This is a genomic window from Pantoea sp. X-Soil-MYKO-1785 (assembly GCF_059730675.1).
This window is the reverse complement of sequence record NZ_AP036000.1, coordinates 985,433-1,006,312: the sequence shown is the minus strand read 5'-3', so window position 1 is coordinate 1,006,312 and position 20,880 is coordinate 985,433. Positions and strand designations below refer to the sequence as shown.

At 56.2% G+C, this 20,880-nt stretch carries 24 protein-coding genes and 1 other RNA gene; 10 read left to right on the top strand and 15 right to left on the bottom strand.

The genetic code is table 11. From position 1 onward, the window contains the following. Window positions 1-72 precede the first annotated feature (72 nt). Entirely contained in the window at window positions 73-327 is a 255-nt protein-coding gene (locus AC6I8D_RS04575; RefSeq protein WP_031374652.1) for a type B 50S ribosomal protein L31, read from the top strand. Window positions 328-338: 11 nt separating this feature from the next. Further along, window positions 339-479 (top strand): type B 50S ribosomal protein L36, encoded by a 141-nt coding sequence (ykgO, locus tag AC6I8D_RS04570; RefSeq protein ID WP_031374653.1) that lies wholly within the window; start codon window positions 339-341, stop codon window positions 477-479. A gap of 45 nt (window positions 480-524) precedes the next feature. Here the strand turns inward: ykgO and AC6I8D_RS04565 are convergent, their stop codons facing one another. The 3 genes from AC6I8D_RS04565 to AC6I8D_RS04555 are packed head-to-tail and all read right to left on the bottom strand — an operon-like array spanning window position 525 to window position 2,923. Further along, entirely contained in the window at window positions 525-1,403 is an 879-nt protein-coding gene (locus AC6I8D_RS04565) for a metal ABC transporter substrate-binding protein (RefSeq protein ID WP_497819702.1), read from the bottom strand. A 15-nt stretch (window positions 1,404-1,418) separates the two neighbouring features. Next, on the bottom strand, window positions 1,419-2,258 hold the full coding sequence (locus tag AC6I8D_RS04560; RefSeq protein ID WP_312053434.1) for a metal ABC transporter permease: 840 nt from the start codon (window positions 2,256-2,258) through the stop codon (window positions 1,419-1,421). Then, window positions 2,249-2,923: a metal ABC transporter ATP-binding protein gene (locus AC6I8D_RS04555; protein WP_312053433.1), complete on the bottom strand. Its 675-nt coding sequence runs from the start codon at window positions 2,921-2,923 to the stop codon at window positions 2,249-2,251. The genes AC6I8D_RS04560 and AC6I8D_RS04555 overlap by 10 nt, the downstream gene beginning before the upstream one ends. A gap of 348 nt (window positions 2,924-3,271) precedes the next feature. Between AC6I8D_RS04555 and AC6I8D_RS04550 the strand changes: the two genes are divergently transcribed. The 3 genes from AC6I8D_RS04550 to hha all read left to right on the top strand — a co-directional run bounded on the left by AC6I8D_RS04550 (window position 3,272) and on the right by hha (window position 4,391). After that, the gene (locus AC6I8D_RS04550; protein ID WP_497819701.1) at window positions 3,272-3,625 is read left to right on the top strand and encodes a hypothetical protein; all 354 of its coding nucleotides are present in this window, start codon (window positions 3,272-3,274) and stop codon (window positions 3,623-3,625) included. 147 nt (window positions 3,626-3,772) lie between these two features. Further along, the gene (gene tomB / locus AC6I8D_RS04545) at window positions 3,773-4,150 is read left to right on the top strand and encodes an Hha toxicity modulator TomB (RefSeq protein ID WP_031374658.1); all 378 of its coding nucleotides are present in this window, start codon (window positions 3,773-3,775) and stop codon (window positions 4,148-4,150) included. A 25-nt stretch (window positions 4,151-4,175) separates the two neighbouring features. Next, window positions 4,176-4,391, top strand: coding sequence for a hemolysin expression-modulating protein Hha (hha, locus tag AC6I8D_RS04540; RefSeq protein WP_031374659.1), 216 nt, complete (start codon window positions 4,176-4,178; stop codon window positions 4,389-4,391). Between the two features lie 139 nt (window positions 4,392-4,530). Here hha and ffs read toward each other — a convergent pair. Continuing rightward, an RNA gene (ffs, locus tag AC6I8D_RS04535) (signal recognition particle sRNA small type) lies at window positions 4,531-4,627 on the bottom strand. 175 nt (window positions 4,628-4,802) lie between these two features. Here ffs and AC6I8D_RS04530 point away from each other — a divergent pair. Further along, complete coding sequence (locus AC6I8D_RS04530) at window positions 4,803-5,114, top strand: MGMT family protein (RefSeq protein ID WP_497819700.1); 312 nt, start codon at window positions 4,803-4,805, stop codon at window positions 5,112-5,114. A 40-nt stretch (window positions 5,115-5,154) separates the two neighbouring features. Here the strand turns inward: AC6I8D_RS04530 and AC6I8D_RS04525 are convergent, their stop codons facing one another. Further along, complete coding sequence (locus tag AC6I8D_RS04525; protein WP_312053425.1) at window positions 5,155-5,712, bottom strand: YbaY family lipoprotein; 558 nt, start codon at window positions 5,710-5,712, stop codon at window positions 5,155-5,157. Between the two features lie 189 nt (window positions 5,713-5,901). Between AC6I8D_RS04525 and tesB the strand changes: the two genes are divergently transcribed. Continuing rightward, window positions 5,902-6,765 (top strand): acyl-CoA thioesterase II, encoded by an 864-nt coding sequence (tesB, locus tag AC6I8D_RS04520; protein ID WP_031374662.1) that lies wholly within the window; start codon window positions 5,902-5,904, stop codon window positions 6,763-6,765. Window positions 6,766-6,812: 47 nt separating this feature from the next. Here the strand turns inward: tesB and amtB are convergent, their stop codons facing one another. From amtB to AC6I8D_RS04495, 5 genes are all read right to left on the bottom strand, one after another. Continuing rightward, window positions 6,813-8,099, bottom strand: a complete 1,287-nt coding sequence (amtB, locus tag AC6I8D_RS04515) for an ammonium transporter AmtB (protein ID WP_069727946.1) — start codon at window positions 8,097-8,099, stop codon at window positions 6,813-6,815. A 32-nt stretch (window positions 8,100-8,131) separates the two neighbouring features. Continuing rightward, complete coding sequence (gene glnK, locus AC6I8D_RS04510) at window positions 8,132-8,470, bottom strand: P-II family nitrogen regulator (RefSeq protein ID WP_003850469.1); 339 nt, start codon at window positions 8,468-8,470, stop codon at window positions 8,132-8,134. A 257-nt stretch (window positions 8,471-8,727) separates the two neighbouring features. Further along, window positions 8,728-10,503, bottom strand: a complete 1,776-nt coding sequence (locus AC6I8D_RS04505) for a SmdB family multidrug efflux ABC transporter permease/ATP-binding protein (RefSeq protein ID WP_312758269.1) — start codon at window positions 10,501-10,503, stop codon at window positions 8,728-8,730. After that, the gene (locus AC6I8D_RS04500) at window positions 10,496-12,265 is read right to left on the bottom strand and encodes a SmdA family multidrug ABC transporter permease/ATP-binding protein (RefSeq protein ID WP_312053420.1); all 1,770 of its coding nucleotides are present in this window, start codon (window positions 12,263-12,265) and stop codon (window positions 10,496-10,498) included. Before AC6I8D_RS04500 ends, AC6I8D_RS04505 begins: the two co-directional genes overlap by 8 nt. Window positions 12,266-12,289: 24 nt before the next feature. Beyond that, window positions 12,290-12,751, bottom strand: coding sequence for an Lrp/AsnC family transcriptional regulator (locus AC6I8D_RS04495; protein ID WP_031374666.1), 462 nt, complete (start codon window positions 12,749-12,751; stop codon window positions 12,290-12,292). A gap of 116 nt (window positions 12,752-12,867) precedes the next feature. On the opposite strand from AC6I8D_RS04495, the gene AC6I8D_RS04490 reads away from it, so the two are divergent. Continuing rightward, window positions 12,868-13,902: a PLP-dependent cysteine synthase family protein gene (locus tag AC6I8D_RS04490; protein WP_031374667.1), complete on the top strand. Its 1,035-nt coding sequence runs from the start codon at window positions 12,868-12,870 to the stop codon at window positions 13,900-13,902. Window positions 13,903-13,936: 34 nt separating this feature from the next. On the opposite strand, the gene cof is transcribed toward AC6I8D_RS04490, so the two are convergent. Beyond that, window positions 13,937-14,758 (bottom strand): HMP-PP phosphatase, encoded by an 822-nt coding sequence (gene cof / locus AC6I8D_RS04485; protein WP_497819699.1) that lies wholly within the window; start codon window positions 14,756-14,758, stop codon window positions 13,937-13,939. Between the two features lie 93 nt (window positions 14,759-14,851). Between cof and AC6I8D_RS04480 the strand changes: the two genes are divergently transcribed. Together AC6I8D_RS04480 and queC are read left to right on the top strand one after the other, a co-directional pair. Beyond that, window positions 14,852-16,570 carry an SgrR family transcriptional regulator gene (locus AC6I8D_RS04480; protein WP_497819698.1) on the top strand — a complete coding sequence of 573 codons (1,719 nt, stop codon included), beginning with the start codon at window positions 14,852-14,854 and terminating at the stop codon, window positions 16,568-16,570. Between the two features lie 41 nt (window positions 16,571-16,611). Then, window positions 16,612-17,307 (top strand): 7-cyano-7-deazaguanine synthase QueC, encoded by a 696-nt coding sequence (queC, locus tag AC6I8D_RS04475; RefSeq protein ID WP_497819697.1) that lies wholly within the window; start codon window positions 16,612-16,614, stop codon window positions 17,305-17,307. 121 nt (window positions 17,308-17,428) lie between these two features. On the opposite strand, the gene AC6I8D_RS04470 is transcribed toward queC, so the two are convergent. The 4 genes from AC6I8D_RS04470 to hupB all read right to left on the bottom strand — a co-directional run bounded on the left by AC6I8D_RS04470 (window position 17,429) and on the right by hupB (window position 20,809). Further along, the gene (locus AC6I8D_RS04470) at window positions 17,429-17,827 is read right to left on the bottom strand and encodes a YbgC/FadM family acyl-CoA thioesterase (RefSeq protein ID WP_312758276.1); all 399 of its coding nucleotides are present in this window, start codon (window positions 17,825-17,827) and stop codon (window positions 17,429-17,431) included. A 100-nt stretch (window positions 17,828-17,927) separates the two neighbouring features. Continuing rightward, window positions 17,928-18,281, bottom strand: a complete 354-nt coding sequence (locus AC6I8D_RS04465; protein ID WP_497820653.1) for a helix-hairpin-helix domain-containing protein — start codon at window positions 18,279-18,281, stop codon at window positions 17,928-17,930. 139 nt (window positions 18,282-18,420) lie between these two features. Beyond that, on the bottom strand, window positions 18,421-20,289 hold the full coding sequence (gene ppiD, locus AC6I8D_RS04460; protein WP_497819696.1) for a peptidylprolyl isomerase: 1,869 nt from the start codon (window positions 20,287-20,289) through the stop codon (window positions 18,421-18,423). A 247-nt stretch (window positions 20,290-20,536) separates the two neighbouring features. After that, complete coding sequence (gene hupB / locus AC6I8D_RS04455; RefSeq protein ID WP_014606441.1) at window positions 20,537-20,809, bottom strand: nucleoid-associated protein HU-beta; 273 nt, start codon at window positions 20,807-20,809, stop codon at window positions 20,537-20,539. Between the last annotated feature and the right edge of the window lie 71 nt (window positions 20,810-20,880).

The window sequence follows — 20,880 nt, the reverse complement described above, 5'->3', positions numbered from 1 at the left end:
CCGGTAGTTGCAATCTCAACAGAGCCGGCGCATAATATTGTTACATTATAACATTACAAAAGAGGCATTATTATGAAAACCGCTATTCATCCTGAGTATCGCCACGTGGTGTTTCACGACACTTCGGCTGACGTCTGGTTCAAAATCGGTTCGACTATCCGCACCGACCGTACCGTGGAATTCGAAGGCGAAACCCTGCCTTACGTGACGCTTGATGTCTCTTCAGCCTCGCACGTGTTTTATACCGGTAAACAGAAAGATTTCGCCAAAGAGGGCAGCACCGCACGCTTCAACCAGCGTTTTGGTCGCTTCCTGGGTCATAAGTAAGGGAGAGGACGATGCAGGTATTAAGCTCGCTGCGTTCAGCAAAAAAGCGCCACCGGGATTGCAAAGTGGTGCGTCGCAAAGGCCGTATTTACGTGATTTGCAAAACCAATCCGCGCTTCAAAGCGGTCCAGGGAAGAAAGAAAAAACGCTAGTTTGTGTCGTGATGACTGGCCGGGCATGCCCGGCCTTTTTTATGTTTATTGCATGCTTTTCAGCATCGCGTTGACGTTATGTTTGAATGCCGCTTCATAGGTAGGTGCCGGGCCCGCTGCCGTTGACAGCGCTTCAGGATAAAGCTCACCGCCGGGCTGTGCGCCGGTCGCGCTGGCAATCTGCTTCACCAGCCGCGGATCGGTCTGATTCTCAATGAAGTAACGCTGGATATGCTGCTGCTTCAGTTGGGTGATCAGACGCCCGACTTCACTGGCGCTGGCCTCTGCTTCGGTGGAAAAACCGACCGGTGCAAGAAACGTGATGCCGTATCGCTGACCAAAATATCCAAACGCATCGTGGCTGGTCAGCACCTTGCGTCGTTTGGCGGGCACGCTGTCAAAAGCCGTTTTTGCCCAGCGGTCCAGCGCCTGCAATTGCTGAATATAGTTTTCACCGCGCTGGCGGATCTGCGCAGCATCCTCCGGATCAGCCTTTACCAGCGCATTCATCACGTTAGTCGCATAAATCACGCCGTTTTGCATGCTGTTCCAGGCATGGGGATCAGTGATGGTTTTTCCCTCTTCCTCCATGCTCCGGGTGATAATGCCGGTTGAGGCGACCACCGGCTGGCCGCGATAACCCGACGCGCTGACCAGCCGATCCATCCACCCTTCCAGGCCTAAACCACTGACAAACACCAGATCGGCTTTTGCCAGCGCCTGGCTGTCCTGCGGCGTCGGTTCAAAGGTGTGCGGATCGCCATCCGGCCCGACCAGGCTTTTAACCTTCACATGGTCACCGCCGACCTGTTTAACAATGTCCGCCAGCACGGTAAAACTGGCGACCACATCGACCGTTTTTGCCATCGACAACGGCGCGACAAATAGCGCAGCCAGCGCCAGACTAACCGGTAATTTCTTCATCAATACCCCTTAAGATTAATGGCGGCGCAAAATGCCACCGCACGGCCCTGTCAGAATCGAAACAAAAAACAGCATCGCGGCGCTCAGCACCACGGCAGGCCCGGCCGGCAGTGAAAAGTGCCAGGAGAGCATCAGACCAGCCAGAGCTGAGATCACGGCCATCAGGATGGCAATCGCCAGCATGGCGGCGAGATGGCGACTCCAGAAGCGGGCGCTGGCGGCGGGCAGCATCATTAATCCGACCGACATCAGCGTGCCGAGTACCTGGAAACCCGCCACCAGATTGAGCACCACCAGCATCAGAAACAGGCCATGTACCAGCGGCGCACTCCACCTGCCCTGCGCCCGCAGAAAGTCACCGTCAAAAGCATCAATCACCAGCGGCCGGTAGAGTATCGCCAGCAGGATCAGGGTGAAGGCGGCAATGCCGCCGACCAGCAGCAGCGCGCCGTTATCAACCGCCAGCAGCGATCCGAACAATACGTGCAGCAGATCCACGCTTGAACCGCGCAGTGAGACCAGCGTCACGCCAAGCGCCAGCGAGCCCAGATAAAAACCGGCGAAGCTGGCATCTTCTTTCAGCGGTGTATAGCGACTGACCGCGCCGGAGAGCAGCGCCACCGCCAGCCCGGCAATTAATCCGCCAATGCCCATCGCCACCAGCGACAGTCCGGAAATCAGGTAACCAATAGCAGCACCGGGTAATACGGCATGCGAAAGTGCATCACCAATCAGGCTCATGCGACGTAGCGAGAGAAATACCCCCAGCGGGGTAGCGCTGACCGCCAGCGCGATACAGGCCACCAGCGCACGCCGCATGAAACCAAACTCAAGGAAAGGCTGAATCAGCGACACGGCGCGGCCTCCTGTAACGGAAAGCGCCTGACGGGGCGATGCGTGAAGGTGCCATCATCCAGCGACAGCAGATCGCTGAAGTAACGCGCGACCAGAGGACGATCGTGCAGGACCACCAGCAAGGTGGTACCCGCCCGCTGCTGCTGCTCGAGAATCGACATCAGTAAGCTGACGGTCTGGCTGTCAATGCCGTTAAAGGGTTCATCCAGCAACCATAACCGACTGCGCTGTAGCATCAGCCGGGCAAACAACACCCGCTGTAGCTGGCCGCCAGATAAGGTGACCGGTTGCGCATCGGCATAATCTCGCATCTGCACCGCGTCCAGCGCCTGCCAGATCTCCTGACGCAGCGCCCGGTTGATGCCACCAAACCAGCCGCAGCGCGGCCAGCAGCCAATCGACACCAGTTCATACACCGTCAGCGGAAAACGGGTTTCCAGTTCGCTGCGCTGGGGCAGCCAGCCGGTATCACGGCGGCTCACCTGCAACCGGCACTCGCCTTTCACCGGCGGTAATAAGCCGGCGATGGTTTTCAGCAACGTCGATTTGCCGCTGCCGTTTGCGCCCACCAGCGCGGTCATGCTGCCGGGCATTAGCCGGCCGGTTATCGCTGGCGTTACCCCTTGCCCCTGGTACCCCACCTGCAGTGCATTAAACGCAATCATTCGCTGACACCCCACCACATTGCCATCGTCAGTAACGCAATCAGGATCATCGCCACCGCCAGTCGTCCTGCCAGTGACATCAAAAGTCCACTCTGCTGCATTGCTATATCCATAATGTTATAACATAACACTTATTCTACCGAATGCTACCGCGGTGAACAGCAGCCAATGTGTATCAAAAAATAACGGTTATTCGGGTAATGGATGAGGCAAATCCTGCCAGCAGGCAGTTTTGTGGCGTCGGGGATCGGTAAATGACAGAAATAGACAATTTCATCCACGGCTGGCTTGCAAAGCGGTTGCAGAAAACCAATGATAGGTTTATCAACTGTTATTAGTGGATCAGGTATGCTGTCACGTATTGAATGTGATATTGAGCAGGACGAAACGGACTGCGAAAAAATAGCAGCGATTATTCAGCGGAATATTCTCAAAATATCAGCCGGACTGGTAGGCGATTTACAGTGGTATTCTCAAAACGCCCGGTTAGTTCCAGGCAGTCTGAAAATTATTTCTGTCGAAAAACAGGGCCCGAATAGTTTTAAGTTACTTTATGATTTTGACTGGAACGTATTTAGTCCCTGCCAGGATCTAAATGAAATCGTGAGCCATTCTGACCGGGTCAGCTTTCATATTGAGCCCGGTGCGCTTGAGTTTGATGTGATCGCCAATCAGCGCCCCTCTCCCAGCGATGAATTGTAATATTTAGTAATGGAGGTGAGCAGAACTAATGGTTTTACACTATATTTTACGCATCCCGTTTAATAACTGCCTGATAAATCGCTTCCTGGCCGCTTAACCCTATATCGCCGCCCTGCGGCAACTGTGCTAGTTATGGAGGGGAAAAAGATGGACGAATACTCACCGAAACGGCATGATATTGCCCAGCTTAAATACCTGTGTGAGAGTCTGTTTGACGAGAGCATGGCAACATTAACGGATAGCCATCACGGCTGGGTTAATGATCCCACTTCTGAAAGCAATTTACAGCTCAATGATTTGATCGAGCATATCGCCTCTTTCACCATGAATTACAAAATTAAGCACGTTGAAGATGAAGCGCTGATTTCGCAAATCGATGAATATCTTGATGATACCTTTATGTTGTTCAGCAACTACGGTGTCAACACTCAGGATCTGCAACGATGGCAACGTTCAGCAAAACGCTTATTTAACCTGTTCACTGAAGAGTGCGCTTTTCTCCAGCAACCGAGCCATTCATTATAAGTACTGACGTGAGAACGGTTTATTTATGAACAAAAACCTGACTAAAACGGATTATTTGATGCGACTGCGCCGCTGTCGCTCAATCGATACCCTTGAAAGGGTCATTGAAAAAAATAAGTATGAATTACCTGAAGATGAGTTAGCGGTATTTTACTCTGCAGCCGATCATCGCCTGGCTGAACTGACGATGAACAAGCTCTACGATAAAGTCCCGGGTTCGGTGTGGAAATTTGTGCGTTAATTCGCGCAGCCCTTTCGTTCGACTGTCTCAACCTTCGCTTTTCATCATCTCGCCTGCCGGCAAAGGATCGGCCTCAGGCGAGTTTCGCCTGTCTGCAATCTGATGGGGGGATTTTTTATGCGGGGGAAATGGGTGGGGGCCCTGCCAGCTACATCCCGGCACACGCGTCACCTGCTGCGGCTGCTTCCTTCCGGACCTGACCGAGTTCACAAGCTAGCATTGCGGGAGAACCAACAGGGCCCCCATTGAAAAGCCCTCATTACGAGAGCGCAGGCATTATCGGGGAAGGCCCTGGCAATTGCAAGCGCAGTCGGGACGACCGTTGGTTTCTTGAACAACCGCTGCTTTGCCCGCTGTCGGCCGACGCCACGCGTGCTAAAGTTGAATCCTTTTTCCTGACCGGATAAGCAGATGGATCAACCTGACAGCTTTCAGCAACGCATCTGGCAGATCGTTGCTGCCATTCCAGCGGGTCGCTTAGCCACCTATGGCGACGTCGCTCAGCTGGCCGGTTCACCGCGCGCCGCACGTCAGGTTGGCGGCGTGCTGAGTCGGTTACCGCAAGGCAGCACCCTGCCCTGGCATCGGGTGGTTAACCGTCATGGGGCGATCTCATTGCAGGGGGACGGACTGTTTCGTCAGCGTGATGCACTTGAGGCAGAAGGCATAGAGGTGAGTGATGAGGGTCACATTGATCTGGAGGCTTACCGCTGGCGCTTTTAAACGCAGCGAAAAAGGGGCGACAGCGTCGCCCCACAAGGCATTACATGCTGGTAGGCGCTGGAACCGCAGCCGACGGCGTCACCTGAGTCGGTGAGGTCGAGGGTACGCTGGTGGCTGCACCCGGCTGGGTTGGCATCGCCATAGACGGTACCGGTACCAGCAGCAGTTCAGCTTTGGTGCCGCCCTGGTTGATCACCGGCTTCACGCCTTCAGTAATAAAGGCCAGTTTGCCGTCGATAGAGATAGCGGCGCTCAGCAGAATACGCGCATTCGGCTGAATGTCGGCTGGGTTAAACGGCAGCACGAACTGGAACGGTGCCTGTTTACCTTCAGTACGCACTACGCGCTGCGACAGCACTTTCGATGGCGCATCCGCCACGGAGGCGTCAGACAGCGTAACGGTTAATACCGCATCCGGCGGCAGCGCAATACGCTGACGAATATAGACCGAACCGCTGACGTTAGGCTGCGCAATCGCCGCCTGCTGTCCTGCCACTGCCGATCCTAACGTTGGCGTTGGCACCGGTTTACCTTTGTCGGCGCATCCTGCAACAGCAACCGCCATAACTACCCCACTGAACACATGCCAGAGTTTCATTGATGTCGTCTCCTTTTGATCAAAATGATTTCGGCAGCGAATCCTGCGTACAGCGCTTCACTCGCCGTATGTGCTTAATACTGGCACAAAATCGGGATTTTGCCTGGCCGCAGCAAAGAGGAAAGTCTGATTGACGTAAACTGGTCGGATCTTTCACACTGAGCCGGTCACTATATTGAGGAATCCGCCATGAGCCAGGCACTGCAAAATCTGCTGAATTTATTAAATCTGGAAAAACTGGAAGAAGGCTTATACCGCGGCCAGAGTGAAGATCTTGGGCTGCGCCAGGTGTTTGGCGGTCAGGTAGTGGGTCAGGCGCTGTATGCGGCCAAGCAGACGGTGCCGGAAGATCGCATTATCCACTCGTTTCACAGCTACTTCCTGCGCCCCGGCGATAGCCAGAAGGCGATTATTTATGATGTCGAAACCCTGCGTGACGGCAAAAGCTTCAGCGCCCGTCGGGTCAGCGCCATTCAGAACGGTCAGCCAATTTTTTATATGACCGCCTCATTCCAGGCACCGGAAAGCGGCTTTGAACATCAGAATGCCATGCCGGAGGTTGCCGGTCCTGACAATCTGCTGTCTGAGCAGGTGATGGCGCAGAAAATGGCGCATCTGCTGCCGGAAAAACTGCGCGAGAAGTTTATCGCTGAACGGCCGCTGGAGATTCGCCCGGTGCAGCTGCACAATCCGCTCAAGGGCCACGTCGATAAACCTGAGCGTCAGGTATGGATCCGCGCCAACGGCACGCTGCCGGACGATCTGCGCATCCATCAATATCTGCTGGGCTATGCCTCCGATCTTAACTTCCTGCCGGTGGCGCTGCAGCCGCACGGTAAAGGCTTCCTCGAGGCGGATATGCAGGTCGCCACTATCGATCACTCGATGTGGTTCCACCGTCCGTTCGACTTCAGCGAATGGCTGCTGTACAGCGTGGTCAGCACCTCCGCTTCTGGCGCGCGCGGTTTTGTCCGTGGCGAATTCTATAATCAGCAAGGCGTGCTGGTGGCGTCGACGGTGCAGGAAGGGGTAATGCGGCAGCGCAGCGAATAAAAAAAGGGGCGATCGCTCGCCCCCGATTTCACACTGTCGATGCAAACTTACTGGTTATAGGCGTTCTCGCCGTGGCTGTTAACGTCCAGTCCTTCACGCTCATGCTCTTCCGGCACGCGCAGTCCGACAATCATGTCCGCCAGTTTGAAGCCGATGAAGGCGACTACGCCAGACCAGACGATGGTCAGGCCGACGCTGAACAGCTGCACCCACACCTGATGGCCCATGGTTACGCCCTCTGCGTAGCCGACACCGCCCAGTGAAGAAGAGGCGAAGACGCCGGTCAGGATACAGCCCACGATGCCGCAGACGCCGTGCACGCCAAACACATCGCAGGGATCGTCCACCCGCAGCCATTTCTTCAGAGTGGTGACGCCCCACAGTCCGGCCAGTCCACCCACCAGACCAATAATCAACGCCCCGCCGACGCCGACGTAACCACAGGCTGGAGTGATAGCCACCAGGCCGGCAATAAAGCCAGAACAGGCGCCCAGCAGTGAAGGTTTACCGCGTACCGCCCACTCACCAAAGGTCCATGACAGCACCGCGCCTGCAGTGGCGACAACGGTATTCAGGAACGCCAGCGCCGCAATTTCGTTAGCCGCCGAGGCAGAACCGGCGTTGAAACCGAACCAGCCGACATAGAGGATGGCGGTACCGGTGAAGACCATAGGCAGATTATGCGGTTTGAACGCCTCTTTGCCGAAGCCAGCACGTTTGCCAACCAGATAAGCACCAACCAGTCCGGCAACGGCGGCATTGATGTGCACCACGGTGCCGCCAGCGAAGTCCAGCGCGCCATCCTGGGCCAGGAAGCCGCCCGCCCACACCATGTGTGCGATAGGCAGATAGGCCAGAGTCAGCCAAACGCCGACAAAAATCAGCACGGCAGAGAAGCGGATACGTTCAGCGATGGCACCGACAATCAGGCCGACGGTGATACAGGCAAACGACGCCTGGAAGGCAACGTGGATATACTGGTAGAAGCTGCCCATTACTGCAGTCAGCTGGATGTTTTTCAGCATCGCCCAGCCGAAGCCACCAAAGAAGGCGTTACCTTCGCTGAAGGCCAGTGAATAGCCGTAAACCATCCACAATACGCAGACCAGTGAGAAGGTGACCGCCACCTGCGTCAGCATCGAGAGAACGTTCTTGCCGCGAATCAATCCGCCGTAAAACAGCGCAATACCTGGAATTGACATAAACAGCACCAGCGCGGTGCAAATCATCATAAATGCGTTATCAGCCTTGTCCGCAACGGCAGGTGCAGCCATCGCGAGCGATGGTAACAGTGCCAGGCTGGTGAGGCCCAACTTAGCGAAAACTTTATTCATTTTTTCCATCCCATCACAGTACTGAGTCTTAATTACAGAGCGGCTTCGTCGGTCTCGCCGGTACGAATACGAATGACGCGCTGCAGTTCAGCCACGAAAATTTTACCGTCGCCAATTTTGCCGGTGTAAGCCGCTTTACTGATGACATCCACCACTTCGTCTAACTGATCGTCAGCGATGGCGATGTCAATTTTGACTTTAGGCAGGAAGTTCACGCTGTATTCTGCGCCACGGTACAGCTCCGCATGGCCTTTCTGACGACCAAAACCTTTTACTTCGGAGACGGTCAGCCCCTGAATGCCGATAGAAGATAACGCTTCACGCACATCCTCCAGCTTGAATGGCTTAATTACGACGGTAACCAGCTTCATTGGATCCCCTCCAGCGATTAAATGAGTGAGTCTCACGGACACGCAGGGATCTAAGCAAAGCCTGTGCCATAAATAAAAAAACCGTGGAATCAATCAACGAGGCGAGACGAGGCAAGGCGTGTTTTGTCGGGGATCAGTCAGCAGCGCAGAGAATGGCGCACCGCCAGAAAAGCGAATGCACTCCTTTGGTGCACCAGGCATCAAAGGCGTGCATTTATACAGATTATTCTGATAAAACCGCGCAAAAAAGGTGCAACTCAGCCTGCGGTTGTTAAGGGGATGCCCGTCGCCAGATCATCGCCTACCTGCTGCAGCTGATACATCTGCCAGTAACGGCCCTGCAGCGCCAGTAATTGCGCGTGATTCCCCTGCTCGACCACCCTGCCACGATGCAGCACCAGGATGTTATCGGCTTCGGTAATGGTTGAGAGTCGGTGCGCAATCACCACCAGCGTACTGTGCTGGCGAAGGGTTCGCAGCGTTTGCTGAATCGCCTGCTCGGTGCCCGAGTCGATATTGGCTGTCGCCTCGTCGAGGATCATCACCTGCGGCAGATCGACCAGAACCCGCGCCAGCGCCAGCAGCTGCTTTTGACCCACTGACAGATTGTTGCCCTGCTCGCCGAGCCGGGTGTGAATGCCGTCAGGCAATGCGCGCGCCAGAGGGGCCAGCTGCACCTGCTCCAGCACCGTCCAGACCGCCTGTTCGCTGATGTCGCGGCCGAGCCGGACGTTAGCCAGTAGCGTATCCGCCAGCACCACCGGATCCTGCTGCACCATGGCGATCCCCCGCCGCAGCACCGCATGGCTGAGTTCACCAATCGGACGGTCATCAATGCGAATCTCACCGCGGGTAATCGGGTAGTAACCCATTAACAGATTCGCCAGGGTGCTTTTACCGCTGCCGGTATGCCCGACCAGCGCCACAAAACTGCGTGACGGCACCTCAAGATTGATCTCGCTGAGCACGTCACGATCTTCGCGATAGGCAAAACTGAGGTTTTTCAGGGTCAGACGACCGGAGGCCAGCGGCCGTGCGTCGGGTCCATACTGCTGTTGCGCCGCATCCATCAGCTCGAAGATCCGCTCGCCCGAGACCACCGCCTGCTGCAACATCGATTGCTGGGTGGTGAGCTCAATCAGCGGCTCATTCAGCCGTCCCAGATAGGTAATAAAGGCGTACAGTACCCCGACTTCAAACACGCCGGGCACCGAGAAACTGAACAGCATCAGCAATCCGCACAGCACCATGGCTGAAAACAGGCTTAACAACGGCCGCAGCAGAAAACCGTCAAGCCGCAGCGTTTCCATCCGCGCCAGATAGTGCGAACGACTCGCCTCCCCCATCCGCTCGCCAAAACGCGCCTGCTGACGAAACTGCTGGATCACGCTCATGCCGCTGATTACTTCGTTGAAGCCGTTATTGATGTCGGCCAGATAGCTGCGAACCCGGCGGGCAATGGGCGTGCTGTAACGCTGGTAAATCAGCATCACCACCAGCACCAGCGGGAAGATCATCATCGCCACCAGCGCCATACGCCAGTCGAGGCTGAACATCGCCACCATCATGGCACCTACCAGCGCCGCGCTGCGCAGTACCGTCGCCACCACCGTAACGTAGAGATCGCGGATCACTTCGGTGTCATTGGTGACGCGCGAAATAATCTGTCCGACCGGCTGGGTGTCGAAGGCGCTGAGCGGCTGGCACAGCGCGGCATTCATCACGTCGCTGCGCAAGCGCTGCACTACGCCAATGGCGGCGCGGTTAAACAGCAGTGCCTGCCAGTAGTGCAGCGCGGCCGCCAGCAGCTGCAGCAGGATAAAACTCACCACCAGCCCGGCAACCAGCCCCCACGGCATCTGATGTTTCGCCACCAGATTATCGATGAAGTAACTGACCAGCACCGGCCCGGTCACTTCGGCGGCGGCGGCAATCCATAACATGCCCACCGCCAGCGACAGGGATTTCCGCCACGGCTTGCCGTAACTTAACAGGCGCTTCAGGGTGGGCCACAAGCGGGCAGACTTAGCCATGCGGCACTCCTTTCTCATTCTCATCGTCATCCAGCGCGGCTTCCAGCTGCTGATAACGGTACATGTCGCGATACCAGCCCGGGCGATCCGCCAGCGTATCATGATCGCCACGCTGCGCGATGGTGCCATGCTGCAGCACCAGAATTTCACTGGCTTCCGTCAGCGCCGATAAACGGTGGGCGCTGATGATCAGGGTCCGGCCCCGTCCCCACTGGCGCAAATTGTGCAGTATTTCATGCTCGGTACGGCCATCTACCGCCGACAGCGCATCATCAAGCACCAGGATTTCCGCGTTCAGCAGCAGCGCGCGCGCAATCGAGATACGCTGCTTCTGCCCGCCCGACAGCATCACGCCACGCTCCCCGACCTCGGTTTCATAGCCCTGCGGCAGCCGCAGAATATCTTCGTGAACGCAGGCCAGCGTGGCGGCCTGCTCAATTTCCTGCTGGGTCGCCCCCGGTTTTCCCAGCGCGATGTTACTGGCGACGCTGTCGGAAAACAGAAACGGGGTCTGACTGACCACCGCCAGCCGGCTGCGCCAGCTGTCCAGCCGCAGCTGTGGCAGCGGAATCTGGTGATAGCGGATATCGCCCTGCTGGATATCAAAATGGCGCTGGATCAGGCTGAGCAGCGTACTTTTGCCGCTGCCGGTCGGGCCGCACAGCCCCAGCATTTCGCCAGGTTTCAGTTCGAAACTGACCTGACTCAGCACCGGACCGGCACTGGCCGGATAGTGAAATTCACGGATCGCTACCTGCAGGTTGCCCGGTTCCGGCGGCAGGGTTTTATCGCCATCTTCGACCGCTGGTGCTTCCGCCAGCAGCGCGCGGATACGGCTCCAGGCGGCGCTGCCGCGCTCGACGATGTTAAACATCCACGCCAGCGCCAGCATCGGCCAGATCATCAGGCCAAGATACATCACAAAACTGGTGAGCTGACCCAGCGTCATCTGATCGTGCCAGACCAGCCAGCTGCCGCCGCCGATTGCCAGCAGATTTGAAAAACCGATGGCGATATAGATAGTGGGATCGAAACGGGCATCCACCCGCGCCACCCGCAGGTTCTTTTCACCGGTATCGCGGGCGATGTCAGAGAACTGCTGCGACTGATGCTGTTCCAGCCCAAAGGATTTGATCATCCGGATGCTGGTCAGGCTCTCCTGCGTCTGATCGTTGAGGCTGGAGAAAGCGGCCTGCGCCACCTTAAAGCGATGGTGCAGCTGATTGCCGTAGCGATGAATGACGATCGCCATGATCGGCATCGGTACCAGTGAAAGCAGCGTCAGCTGCCAGCTGATTTGGGTGCTCATCACCAGCAGCACAACGCAGCCCATCACCAGTGAGTCGACCAGCGTCAGCACCCCTTCACCGGCGGCAAACACCACCCGATCGACATCATTAGTGGCGCGCGCAATCAGGTCACCGGTACGGTGGCGCAGGTAAAATGCGGGTTGCTGACGGCTCAGCTGGCGATAGAAATCTTCACGCAACTCGACCGCCAGCTGGTAAGAGGCACCAAACAGCAACACGCGCCAGACGTAGCGCAGCAGATAAACCACCACCGCGGTCGCCAGCATTACGCCGATCCACAGCATGATGCGGCTCATGCTCATGCTGTTTTGCGTCACGCCATCGACAATGACCCCGACCACATGCGGCGGCAACAGTTGCAGAATGGCAATAATGATCAGAAGGGTGACCGCGCCCAGATAGCGCCGCCACTCACGCAGAAAATACCAACTTAATTGACTGAATAATCGCACAACGCTGTTCTCACTCTCATGCCTTTATGGGGCGACAGGTAAGGCCGTGGTGTATTTAATCTCTTCCATGGCGAAGCTGGAGGTTACATCAATCAGGCCTGGGACGCCGTTGACTAACCGCTTGTAGAAAGCATCATAACTTTTCATGTCGGCCACCTGGATGCGCAGCAGATAATCATACTCACCGGCCATCCGGTAAAAGGCCATCACTTCCGGCATGCTATTGACCACCGAGACAAACGCCTGATACCAGTCGCGACTGTGCTGCTGGGTTTTCACAAACATAAACGCCGTCAGTGACAATCCGATTTTTTCGCCATCCAGCAACGCCACCCGAGCGCGAATAATGCCATCATCTTCAAGCTTTTTCAGGCGCTTCCAGCAGGGCGTGGTAGTGAGGTTGACCGCCTCGGCTAATGCCTGCAGCGACAGGGTACAATCGCGTTGCAGCAACGCCAGCAGTTTCAGGTCAGTTTTATCTAACATTCGCCACTCCGAGAGAATGATTTTCTCCATTAGCGCTATTTTAGCGTCAATATTGCAATCTCTTTTTCCTGCTCGTGCCTTAAAATAGCCGCCACTCTCTCTGCCGGACGCCTAAGATGCACAGTTGCTGGATTCGCCACGCTATCAACGAAATTAACGCCGATTTTCAACGATCGGCTGAAACCCACCTGATCCGTTTCGATCTGGCGGATTATCCCGGCATCTGGTTTTACCTGAAAGATGAGAGCACCCATCCGAGCGGCAGCCTCAAGCACCGACTGGCGCGGTCACTGTTTCTGTATGGCCTGGCGAACGGCTGGATTAAGCAGGATACGCCAATCATTGAAGCCTCGTCAGGCAGCACTGCGGTTTCTGAGGCGTACTTCGCACGGCTGCTCGGCCTGCCGTTTATCGCGGTAATGCCCGCCAGCACGGCGAAACGGAAAATTGAGCAGATTACCTTTTATGGCGGACAGTGCCATTTCGTTGACGATCCCTGCCAGCTCTACGTTGAATCTGAACGGCTGGCGCGCGAGCTGAACGGCCACTTTATGGATCAGTTTACCTATGCCGAGCGGGCAACCGACTGGCGCGGTAACAACAACATTGCCGAAAGCATTTTTCGCCAAATGCAGCATGAGCCCTATCCGGTTCCCCATACGCTGATCATGAGCGCCGGTACCGGCGGCACGTCCGCTACGCTGGGACGTTATATCCGCTATCAGGGTTTCTCCACGAAGTTACTGGTGGTCGATCCGCAGCACTCGGTATTTTTTGATTACTGGCATCAGCGCGATGCCAGCCTGACCAGCACGCGCGGCAGCCTGATTGAAGGCATTGGCCGTCCGCGGGTAGAGCCTTCGTTTATGCCAGACGTGATTGACGAAATGATCAAAGTCCCCGATGGCGCGACGCTGGCCGCCATGCTGAAGCTGGAAAAAATTCTTGGACGCAAACCCGGTGCCTCTACCGGCACCAATTTCTGGGGCATGATGCAGGTCGCGAAACGTTTACGGGCGGCTAACCAGCAGGGCGCGCTGGTGACGCTGCTGTGTGACAGCGGCGAGCGTTATCCGGATAGCTATTATCAGCCGGAGTGGGTAGCAAAACACATCGGTGATATCACGCCGTGGCAGCGCGAACTGGAATAAAAAACCGGACGTCCTGTCCGGTACACGGCAATCCTCAGCATTCGGGGGAATACGCGAGGTGGGGTGTCGCCAGCCAGTGATTTAAATAGTGAGACACCGCCTGTGTCTCGCAATGCCCTAGTACCGGCAGATGCGGTAACGCCGCCTTTAACTGCGCCATCGCATTGCCCATGATGAAACCGTGCCCCGCCTGCGCCAGCATCTCCCGATCGTTCATCGCATCACCAAACGCCATGCAGTCTGCCAGGGTCAATGAAAGACCCGCGCAGAGCCGTGCCAGGGCGCTGCCTTTGTTGCAGTTTTTCGGCAACACCTCAAGGCAATCAGCGGCAGAGAAACAGATATTGGCCTGCTCGCCCAGCGCGGCATCCAGCTGCGTTTTTAACTGGCAGAGCGACAGATGATGATCGACAAAACAGATCTTAGTGACCTGATGTGCCGGCATAGTTTTTAAATCGCGCAGCTGATAGTGGAATCCGCTCATCTGATGAGCCGCCAGCAGGTCCGGCTGTGGACGATCGGTGAACCAGCCCCGATCGTTGAAAATATGGATGCTGGCGCGGGTCTGCCAGTGGCTGTGGATCACCTCTTCCGCCACCTGAGGCGGCAGATCCTGGGCAAACAGCAGATTACCCAGTTGATCGTGTATCCGGGTGCCGTTTCCGGTGATCAGCCACGCTGGCAGGATCATCTGTTGCCGCAGGATCTGCATCTCCAGCAGGTGACGACCGGTGGCCAGCGCCAGATGAATGCCGCGCTGATGCAGGGCATGCAGGCTTGCCAGCGTTTGCTGGCCCAACTGATGATTGGGCAGTAACAGGGTGCCATCCATATCGAAAGCGGCTAAGCGCACCATAATCATTCCTCTGCTGTAAAGATGAGCCCTACTATTGCCTGTTAATTACGGAACTAATAGTGAATACTTTGAAAAAACTGTTCCGGGTTTACTATGCGTCAGCTTAACCGTCTTAATCAGTTTCAGCGCCTGTGGCAGCAAAGTCAGGGGGCGGCCCAGCAAACCTGCGTTGCCGAGATGGCGCGTCACTGCATCTGTAGTGAGCGCCATCTGCGTACCCTGCTGTCGCAATGGCAGCATGCTGGCTGGTTGCAATGGCACGGCGAGCCGGGTCGCGGCAAGCAGGGCCAGCTGCAGTTTCTGTGCTCGCCTGAGCAGCTGCGTCAGCAGTTACTGCAACGCCAGCTGGATGCCGGTGATACGGCCGACGCGCTGCAATTGCTGGATCTCCCGCCGGAACGGCTGATTAATATGCTGCGGCCGCTAATGGGCGGGCAGTGGCAGAACGATTCCCCGGTCCTGCGCATTCCGTACTATCGTCCGCTGGAGAGCACCGAGCCGCGACAGATCACCGGCCGGGCCGAACAGCATCTGGTGCGTCAGCTCTATTCCGGGCTGACCCGTTTTGAGCAGGATGAGCCGGTCGGGGATCTGGCCCACCACTGGCAACATGATGCGTCCGCCTGCCGCTGGCTGTTCTGGTTACGCCCGCAACTGGTGTGGCATAACGACGAGCCGATTCGGGCCAATCAGCTGGTCACGCAGTTACAACAGCTGTTACAGGACCCGCGGGTCAGCACGCTGCTGGCTGAGGTGGTCGACATCGATGCGCCGCATCCGCTCGCGGTGCGGTTTACCCTGCGGCGCAGCGATTTCTGGCTGCCCCATCGTCTCGCCCACCTGCTGTGTCTGCTGCCACATCCCGACGAGGCCAGCATCGGCAGTGGTCCCTGGAAGCTAATGCACTTCACCCCGGAACTGGTGAGAATCGAAAGCCATCCCCGCTGGCATCTGCGTCTGCCGTTGCTGCAGGCGGTGGAGTACTGGATTACCCCACAGCTGTTTGATCCAATGCTCGGCAGCAGTTGCCGTCATCCGGTGCAGATTGCGATTGGCGACGCCAGCGATCTGAAGTCCCTGCAACCGGTTAGCAGCAGTATCAGCCTCGGCTTTTGCTATCTGCTCTGTCGGCCACGCGCCGGTTTTACGCCTGCTCAGGCACGACGGCTGTTCCAGCTGATCCAGCAAAGCGGCATTATTGCGCGCTTGCCGCTTGATGAAGGGCTGATTACCCCCAGTCAGGAGTTAGTGCCAGGCTGGCCGGTGCCGCTAATTGATGCCGAATCACTGTCGCTGCCTGCCAGCCTGACGCTGTATTATCAGCTACCGGTGGAACTGCACCAGACCGCTGAGGCGCTGCGCCAGCTATTGCAGCAGCACGGCTGCACGCTGCGGGTGGTGTTTCATGAAGTTAAAAGCTGGCACAGCGTGCCGCAACTTGATGAAGCGGATATCGTGATGGGAGATCGGCTGATCGGGGATGCGCCGGTGTTTACCCTGGCTGGCTGGTTACAGCTCGACAGAGTGTGGCATCCTTTCATGTCTACCGCCCAGGGTGAAGCAGTACAAGCGCAACTGCTGACCCTGCAGCAACTGGCCGACGGTGAAGCGCGTGGCCAGGCCCTGCATCAGCTCTATCATCAGATGATGCGCGCCGGAATCCTGCTGCCGCTGTTCAATTACCGCTATCAGATTTACGCCCCACCCGGCGTTGAAGGCATTCAGCTGAACACCCTGGGCTGGTTCGATTTCAGTCGCGCCTGGATCCCGCCGCCGATTGATCGCCCGCGCAGCTGTTCAGCGGCGGAGTGAGGCATTACCATAAGCCTATAACTCACCATCGGGAAAATAGCATGAAACGCGCCGTTGTCGTTTTTAGCGGTGGACAAGATTCCACCACCTGCCTTGTTCAGGCGTTACAGCAATACGATGAAGTTCACTGTGTCACGTTCGATTATGGTCAGCGTCATCGCGAAGAGATCGAGGTAGCTCGCGAGCTGGCCATCAGGCTGGGCGCACGCGCCCATAAAGTGCTGGATGTGACAATGCTGAACGATCTGGCCGTCAGCAGCCTGACGCGGGATAACATTCCGGTTCCGACCTACGATCCCAACGCCAGCGGCTTGCCGAGCACCTTCGTACCGGGCCGCAATATCCTGTTCCTGACTCTGGCGTCGGTTTATGCCTATCAGGTTGAAGCGGAAGCGGTGATTACCGGGGTATGTGAAACCGACTTTTCCGGCTATCCCGACTGTCGCGATGAGTTTGTCAAAGCACTGAATCATGCGGTCAGCCTGGGTATGGCGCGTGAAGTCCGTTTTGAAACCCCACTGATGTGGCTGAATAAAGCTGAAACCTGGGCGCTGGCGGACTACTGGCAGCAGTTGCCGCTGGTGCGCGAGCAGACCCTGACCTGCTACAACGGCGTGAAAGGCGATGGCTGCGGTGACTGTGCCGCCTGTCATTTACGCGCCAATGGCCTGCAGGGCTACCTTAACGATCGTGCCGGCATCATGGCCGCCATGAAGGACAAAACCGGCCTGAAGTAATCACATCAGGGCGGCAATCATGCACCGTTGCCGCCTCTGCTTCATCATGCTAAACCACGATCATGATGCGCCACGCTGCACTCAGGCACTCAGGCACTCAGGCACTCAGGCACTCAGGCACTCAGGCCATCAGGCGCATCAGTCGTTCACGCAATTCACCCTCCAGCGCGACCGCCTTCTGGGTTCGCAGATCGATGCACACAAAGGTCAGCGCGGCATCAGCAACCACTGTCTCTTCTCCCGCCAGCAACACCCGCTGGGCAATAATTCCGCTTTTACCGTTTAGCTGAGTAATCTGGCTGTCGATTGCCAGTACGTCGCCCAGCACCGCCGGACGACGATAGTTGATATTGATATTCACCACCACAAACGCCAGTTTCTGTTCCAGCAACCAGTGAAACGCCTCAACTTCTTCCAGCCATTGCCAGCGCGCCTCCTCGAGGAATTCGAGATAGCGCGCGTTGTTAACGTGCTGATAGACATCAAGATGGTAGCCGCGCACTTTGATTGTGGTCTGCATGTTTATGCTCTCCTGCTGCTGCGAGTGAACTGGTTGGACCTGTTCACTGTAGCAGAGTCGTTCTGCTACAGCAGATAAAGCATCAGAGATGCGTGGCGCTTCACAATTTCAGGCGAGCTGCATTGCGCTCCAGTAGCGAATTGCCGATACCCGGTACCTCGTTTAACTGCTGAATAGCGCTGAACGGCCCGTACTGCTCACGGTAGCTGACGATTGATTGCGCCTTCTTTAGCCCGACACCGTTCATGGCCGCAGAGAGTTGCTCGGCTGTTGCCTGATTAATACTGACCTGTTCCTGCCCCGGGACCCCTGCCGATGGCGTGGCTGGCAAAGCATTTTCCGCGACAGCGCTGCTGTCCGAAGCGGGCGCAGGTGCGGCTGAAAGTGAGGTCTGGTACAACGCGCCGCCCAGCGCGAGTGAAAAATAGAGGGCACATAAAGTGGATTTAGCCATGCTGTGTTTCTCCTTGTGGTTAACAGCCGCCACAGGATGGCATCCCCGCCGTTCGGCTTCAAAAGCCAGATGACAGATATGGAAAAGGCCGCGAATGCGGCCTTTAATTATTTCAGTTGTTGCGCAGGTTCTGCGAGGCTTACTGCATTTGTGCGGCTGCGCCGTACTTAATTTTGGCCTCTTTACGCAGATTTTGCAGCAGGGCTTCAAACGTCAGCTGGGCATTATTCTGCGTTACGCCTTTGACCATTTCATCGATCTGCGCCTGCGGCATGCTGCCGGTAGTGACTTTATCTACCGCCACCAGCACCACATTGCCCTGCATATCTTCGCTCACGCCCCACGACGGTTTATTCTCCGTCGGCTGTGGCAGATTGAAAGCCGCCTGTGCAACCGGATCCTGGGCATTACGATCGACCGTTTTAGCGGCGCTCAGGGTCAGACCTGCGGCAGTTAACGCATCCTGTTTACCGGCTTTCAGATCGGCCAGCAGCTTGTCAGCCTGCGATTTCGCCTGCTGGGTAGCTTTATCGTGTTTCAGGGTGTCAGCAATCTGCGTTTTAACCTGATCCAGCGGCTTCACTGCTTCCGGCTTATGCTCGCTGACGCGCAGCACAAAAGCGCGGTCACCGTCGACGCTGATGATGTCAGAGTTGTTGCCCGGCGCACCATTCTGCCCTACCAGCCCACCGTTAAAGATCGCCTGTTTCACCGCATCGAAGTCGAGTTCCTTCGGCAGCGCATCCTGGCTGAACCAGCCGGTTTCTTTGGCTTTCAGGCCAGAAACCTGCTCGGCACCCGCCAGCGATTCGTTATCGTTGCTGGCCGCTTCGCTGACTTTCTGCTGCAGTTTATAGAAGGCATCGACGCCCTTCTCCTGCTTCACTTTCGCCGCAATGGCATCACGGACTTCATCCAGCGGCTTAACCTGCTCTGGCTGGATATCGTCGAGACGCACAATCAGGAAACCGACTGAGGATTTAATCACCCCGGACATCTGGCCTTTTTCGGTCAGACCGGCATTTTTCAGCTCATCTGGCGTGGTCGCAGGTTCCAGCCAGCCCATATCCCCGCCCTTACGCGCAGAGATCGGGTCGATGGATTTATTTTTCGCCAGTTCAGTGAAGCTGGCGCCGCCTTTCAGCTGGGTCAGCAACGCATTGGCGTCCGCTTCCGTTTTGGTCTGAATCACACTGTAGCGATTACGTTGTGGCTGGGTATAATCAGCTTTGTGCTGGTCGTACCAGGCCTGAATATCGGCCTCGCTGGCATCCTGTTGCATGCTGGCTGCATCCATCAGGATGTAGCTGACACGGAACTGCTCCGGTGCCATAAAGCTGGTTTTATGCTGCTGGTAATACTGATTTATTTCGTCATCAGTCACGCTCTGCTTAGCCGCCAGAGCATTGACGTCCAGCGTCGCCTGACGAATGACACGCTGTTGTGAAACCAGCTCCACCAGTTTGCTGGTTTCGCCCTTAAGCATGAAATCGGTGTTCGCCACCGCATTGATCAGCTGCTGATTAGAGAGCTGCTTACGCAGCGCTTCAGCATACTGGTCGGCAGAAAAGCCCATGTTGCCGATCAGAGCGAGATATTTAGCGTTATCGAATTTGCCGTTGGTCTGGAAAGCCTGCTGATTAAAAATCGCCTGCTTCACCTGATCGTCACTGATGCTGAGATGCAAATCTTTGATGTAGCTGTCGAGCAGGGCCTGATCGACTAACTGCGACAGCGCCTGCTGGCGGATCTGCTGCATGTAGCCATCGTTACTGGCCAGCTGAGAAAATTGATCGCCCAGCATCTGCTGCTGACGGCTGCGCTCGCTGTTGAACGCCTGTTCCAGCTGTGCCCGGCTGATTTCCTGACCGTTAACTTTGGCCGCATAATCGTTGTTGCCGCCAATCAGATAGTTGCCAACGCCGGTCAGCACAAAGGAGAGGATAATCAACCCCAAAATAATCTTGAGCACGACATGGTTCGACGCCGCGCGTAAATTGTCCATCATGGTATGACAACACTCCGCTGTAGTGTGAATGTAAAGCTCGGGCGCAATACGCCGTATCCTGACGCATCACGCAGCTGCAGACTTCGCTGTCAGCCTCAATCCGGCTCCGGTCCATATTATGGCCTGATTATCGCCGGTTAAAACAAAAAAGGCACATCTGATTGATGTGCCCGTATGTTACATGAGAACGCGTTAACCGTCCTCTGATCCACTGAAGAAAATACGTCAATGAACGTTTTCGTTGTTATTAATTGACTGCGTCTTTCAAGGCTTTACCAGCACGGAAGCCCGGGACTTTACCGGCCGGAATGGTAATCTCTTTGCCGGTTTGTGGGTTGCGGCCAGTGCGTGCAGCACGCTCGCGCACGGAGAAAGTGCCGAAACCGACCAGCGCTACTTCGTCGCCGCCTTTCAGCGCGTCAGAAACAGAACCCATGAATGCATCTAAAACACGTCCCGCTGCTGCTTTAGAAATATCAGCATCCGCAGCAATTTTGTCGATCAACTGTGACTTATTCACTCTCTTCATCCCCTCTTTTATTATTTCACATCGTACCCGCGCTTCCCGCCGGTTACGCACGCGCAGAAAGT

Bases quoted from the DNA above. Each gene is read 5' to 3' on its own strand.
- AC6I8D_RS04575 (WP_031374652.1), top strand. From the start codon at position 73: ATGAAAACCGCTATTCATCCTGAGTATCGCCACGTGGTGTTTCACGAC.
- ykgO (WP_031374653.1), top strand. From the start codon at position 339: ATGCAGGTATTAAGCTCGCTGCGTTCAGCAAAAAAGCGCCACCGGGAT.
- AC6I8D_RS04565 (WP_497819702.1), bottom strand. From the start codon at position 1,403: ATGAAGAAATTACCGGTTAGTCTGGCGCTGGCTGCGCTATTTGTCGCG.
- AC6I8D_RS04555 (WP_312053433.1), bottom strand. From the start codon at position 2,923: ATGATTGCGTTTAATGCACTGCAGGTGGGGTACCAGGGGCAAGGGGTA.
- AC6I8D_RS04550 (WP_497819701.1), top strand. From the start codon at position 3,272: ATGCTGTCACGTATTGAATGTGATATTGAGCAGGACGAAACGGACTGC.
- tomB (WP_031374658.1), top strand. From the start codon at position 3,773: ATGGACGAATACTCACCGAAACGGCATGATATTGCCCAGCTTAAATAC.
- hha (WP_031374659.1), top strand. From the start codon at position 4,176: ATGAACAAAAACCTGACTAAAACGGATTATTTGATGCGACTGCGCCGC.
- AC6I8D_RS04530 (WP_497819700.1), top strand. From the start codon at position 4,803: ATGGATCAACCTGACAGCTTTCAGCAACGCATCTGGCAGATCGTTGCT.
- AC6I8D_RS04525 (WP_312053425.1), bottom strand. From the start codon at position 5,712: ATGAAACTCTGGCATGTGTTCAGTGGGGTAGTTATGGCGGTTGCTGTT.
- tesB (WP_031374662.1), top strand. From the start codon at position 5,902: ATGAGCCAGGCACTGCAAAATCTGCTGAATTTATTAAATCTGGAAAAA.
- amtB (WP_069727946.1), bottom strand. From the start codon at position 8,099: ATGAATAAAGTTTTCGCTAAGTTGGGCCTCACCAGCCTGGCACTGTTA.
- glnK (WP_003850469.1), bottom strand. From the start codon at position 8,470: ATGAAGCTGGTTACCGTCGTAATTAAGCCATTCAAGCTGGAGGATGTG.
- AC6I8D_RS04505 (WP_312758269.1), bottom strand. From the start codon at position 10,503: ATGGCTAAGTCTGCCCGCTTGTGGCCCACCCTGAAGCGCCTGTTAAGT.
- AC6I8D_RS04495 (WP_031374666.1), bottom strand. From the start codon at position 12,751: ATGTTAGATAAAACTGACCTGAAACTGCTGGCGTTGCTGCAACGCGAT.
- AC6I8D_RS04490 (WP_031374667.1), top strand. From the start codon at position 12,868: ATGCACAGTTGCTGGATTCGCCACGCTATCAACGAAATTAACGCCGAT.
- cof (WP_497819699.1), bottom strand. From the start codon at position 14,758: ATGGTGCGCTTAGCCGCTTTCGATATGGATGGCACCCTGTTACTGCCC.
- AC6I8D_RS04480 (WP_497819698.1), top strand. From the start codon at position 14,852: ATGCGTCAGCTTAACCGTCTTAATCAGTTTCAGCGCCTGTGGCAGCAA.
- queC (WP_497819697.1), top strand. From the start codon at position 16,612: ATGAAACGCGCCGTTGTCGTTTTTAGCGGTGGACAAGATTCCACCACC.
- AC6I8D_RS04470 (WP_312758276.1), bottom strand. From the start codon at position 17,827: ATGCAGACCACAATCAAAGTGCGCGGCTACCATCTTGATGTCTATCAG.
- AC6I8D_RS04465 (WP_497820653.1), bottom strand. From the start codon at position 18,281: ATGGCTAAATCCACTTTATGTGCCCTCTATTTTTCACTCGCGCTGGGC.
- ppiD (WP_497819696.1), bottom strand. From the start codon at position 20,289: ATGATGGACAATTTACGCGCGGCGTCGAACCATGTCGTGCTCAAGATT.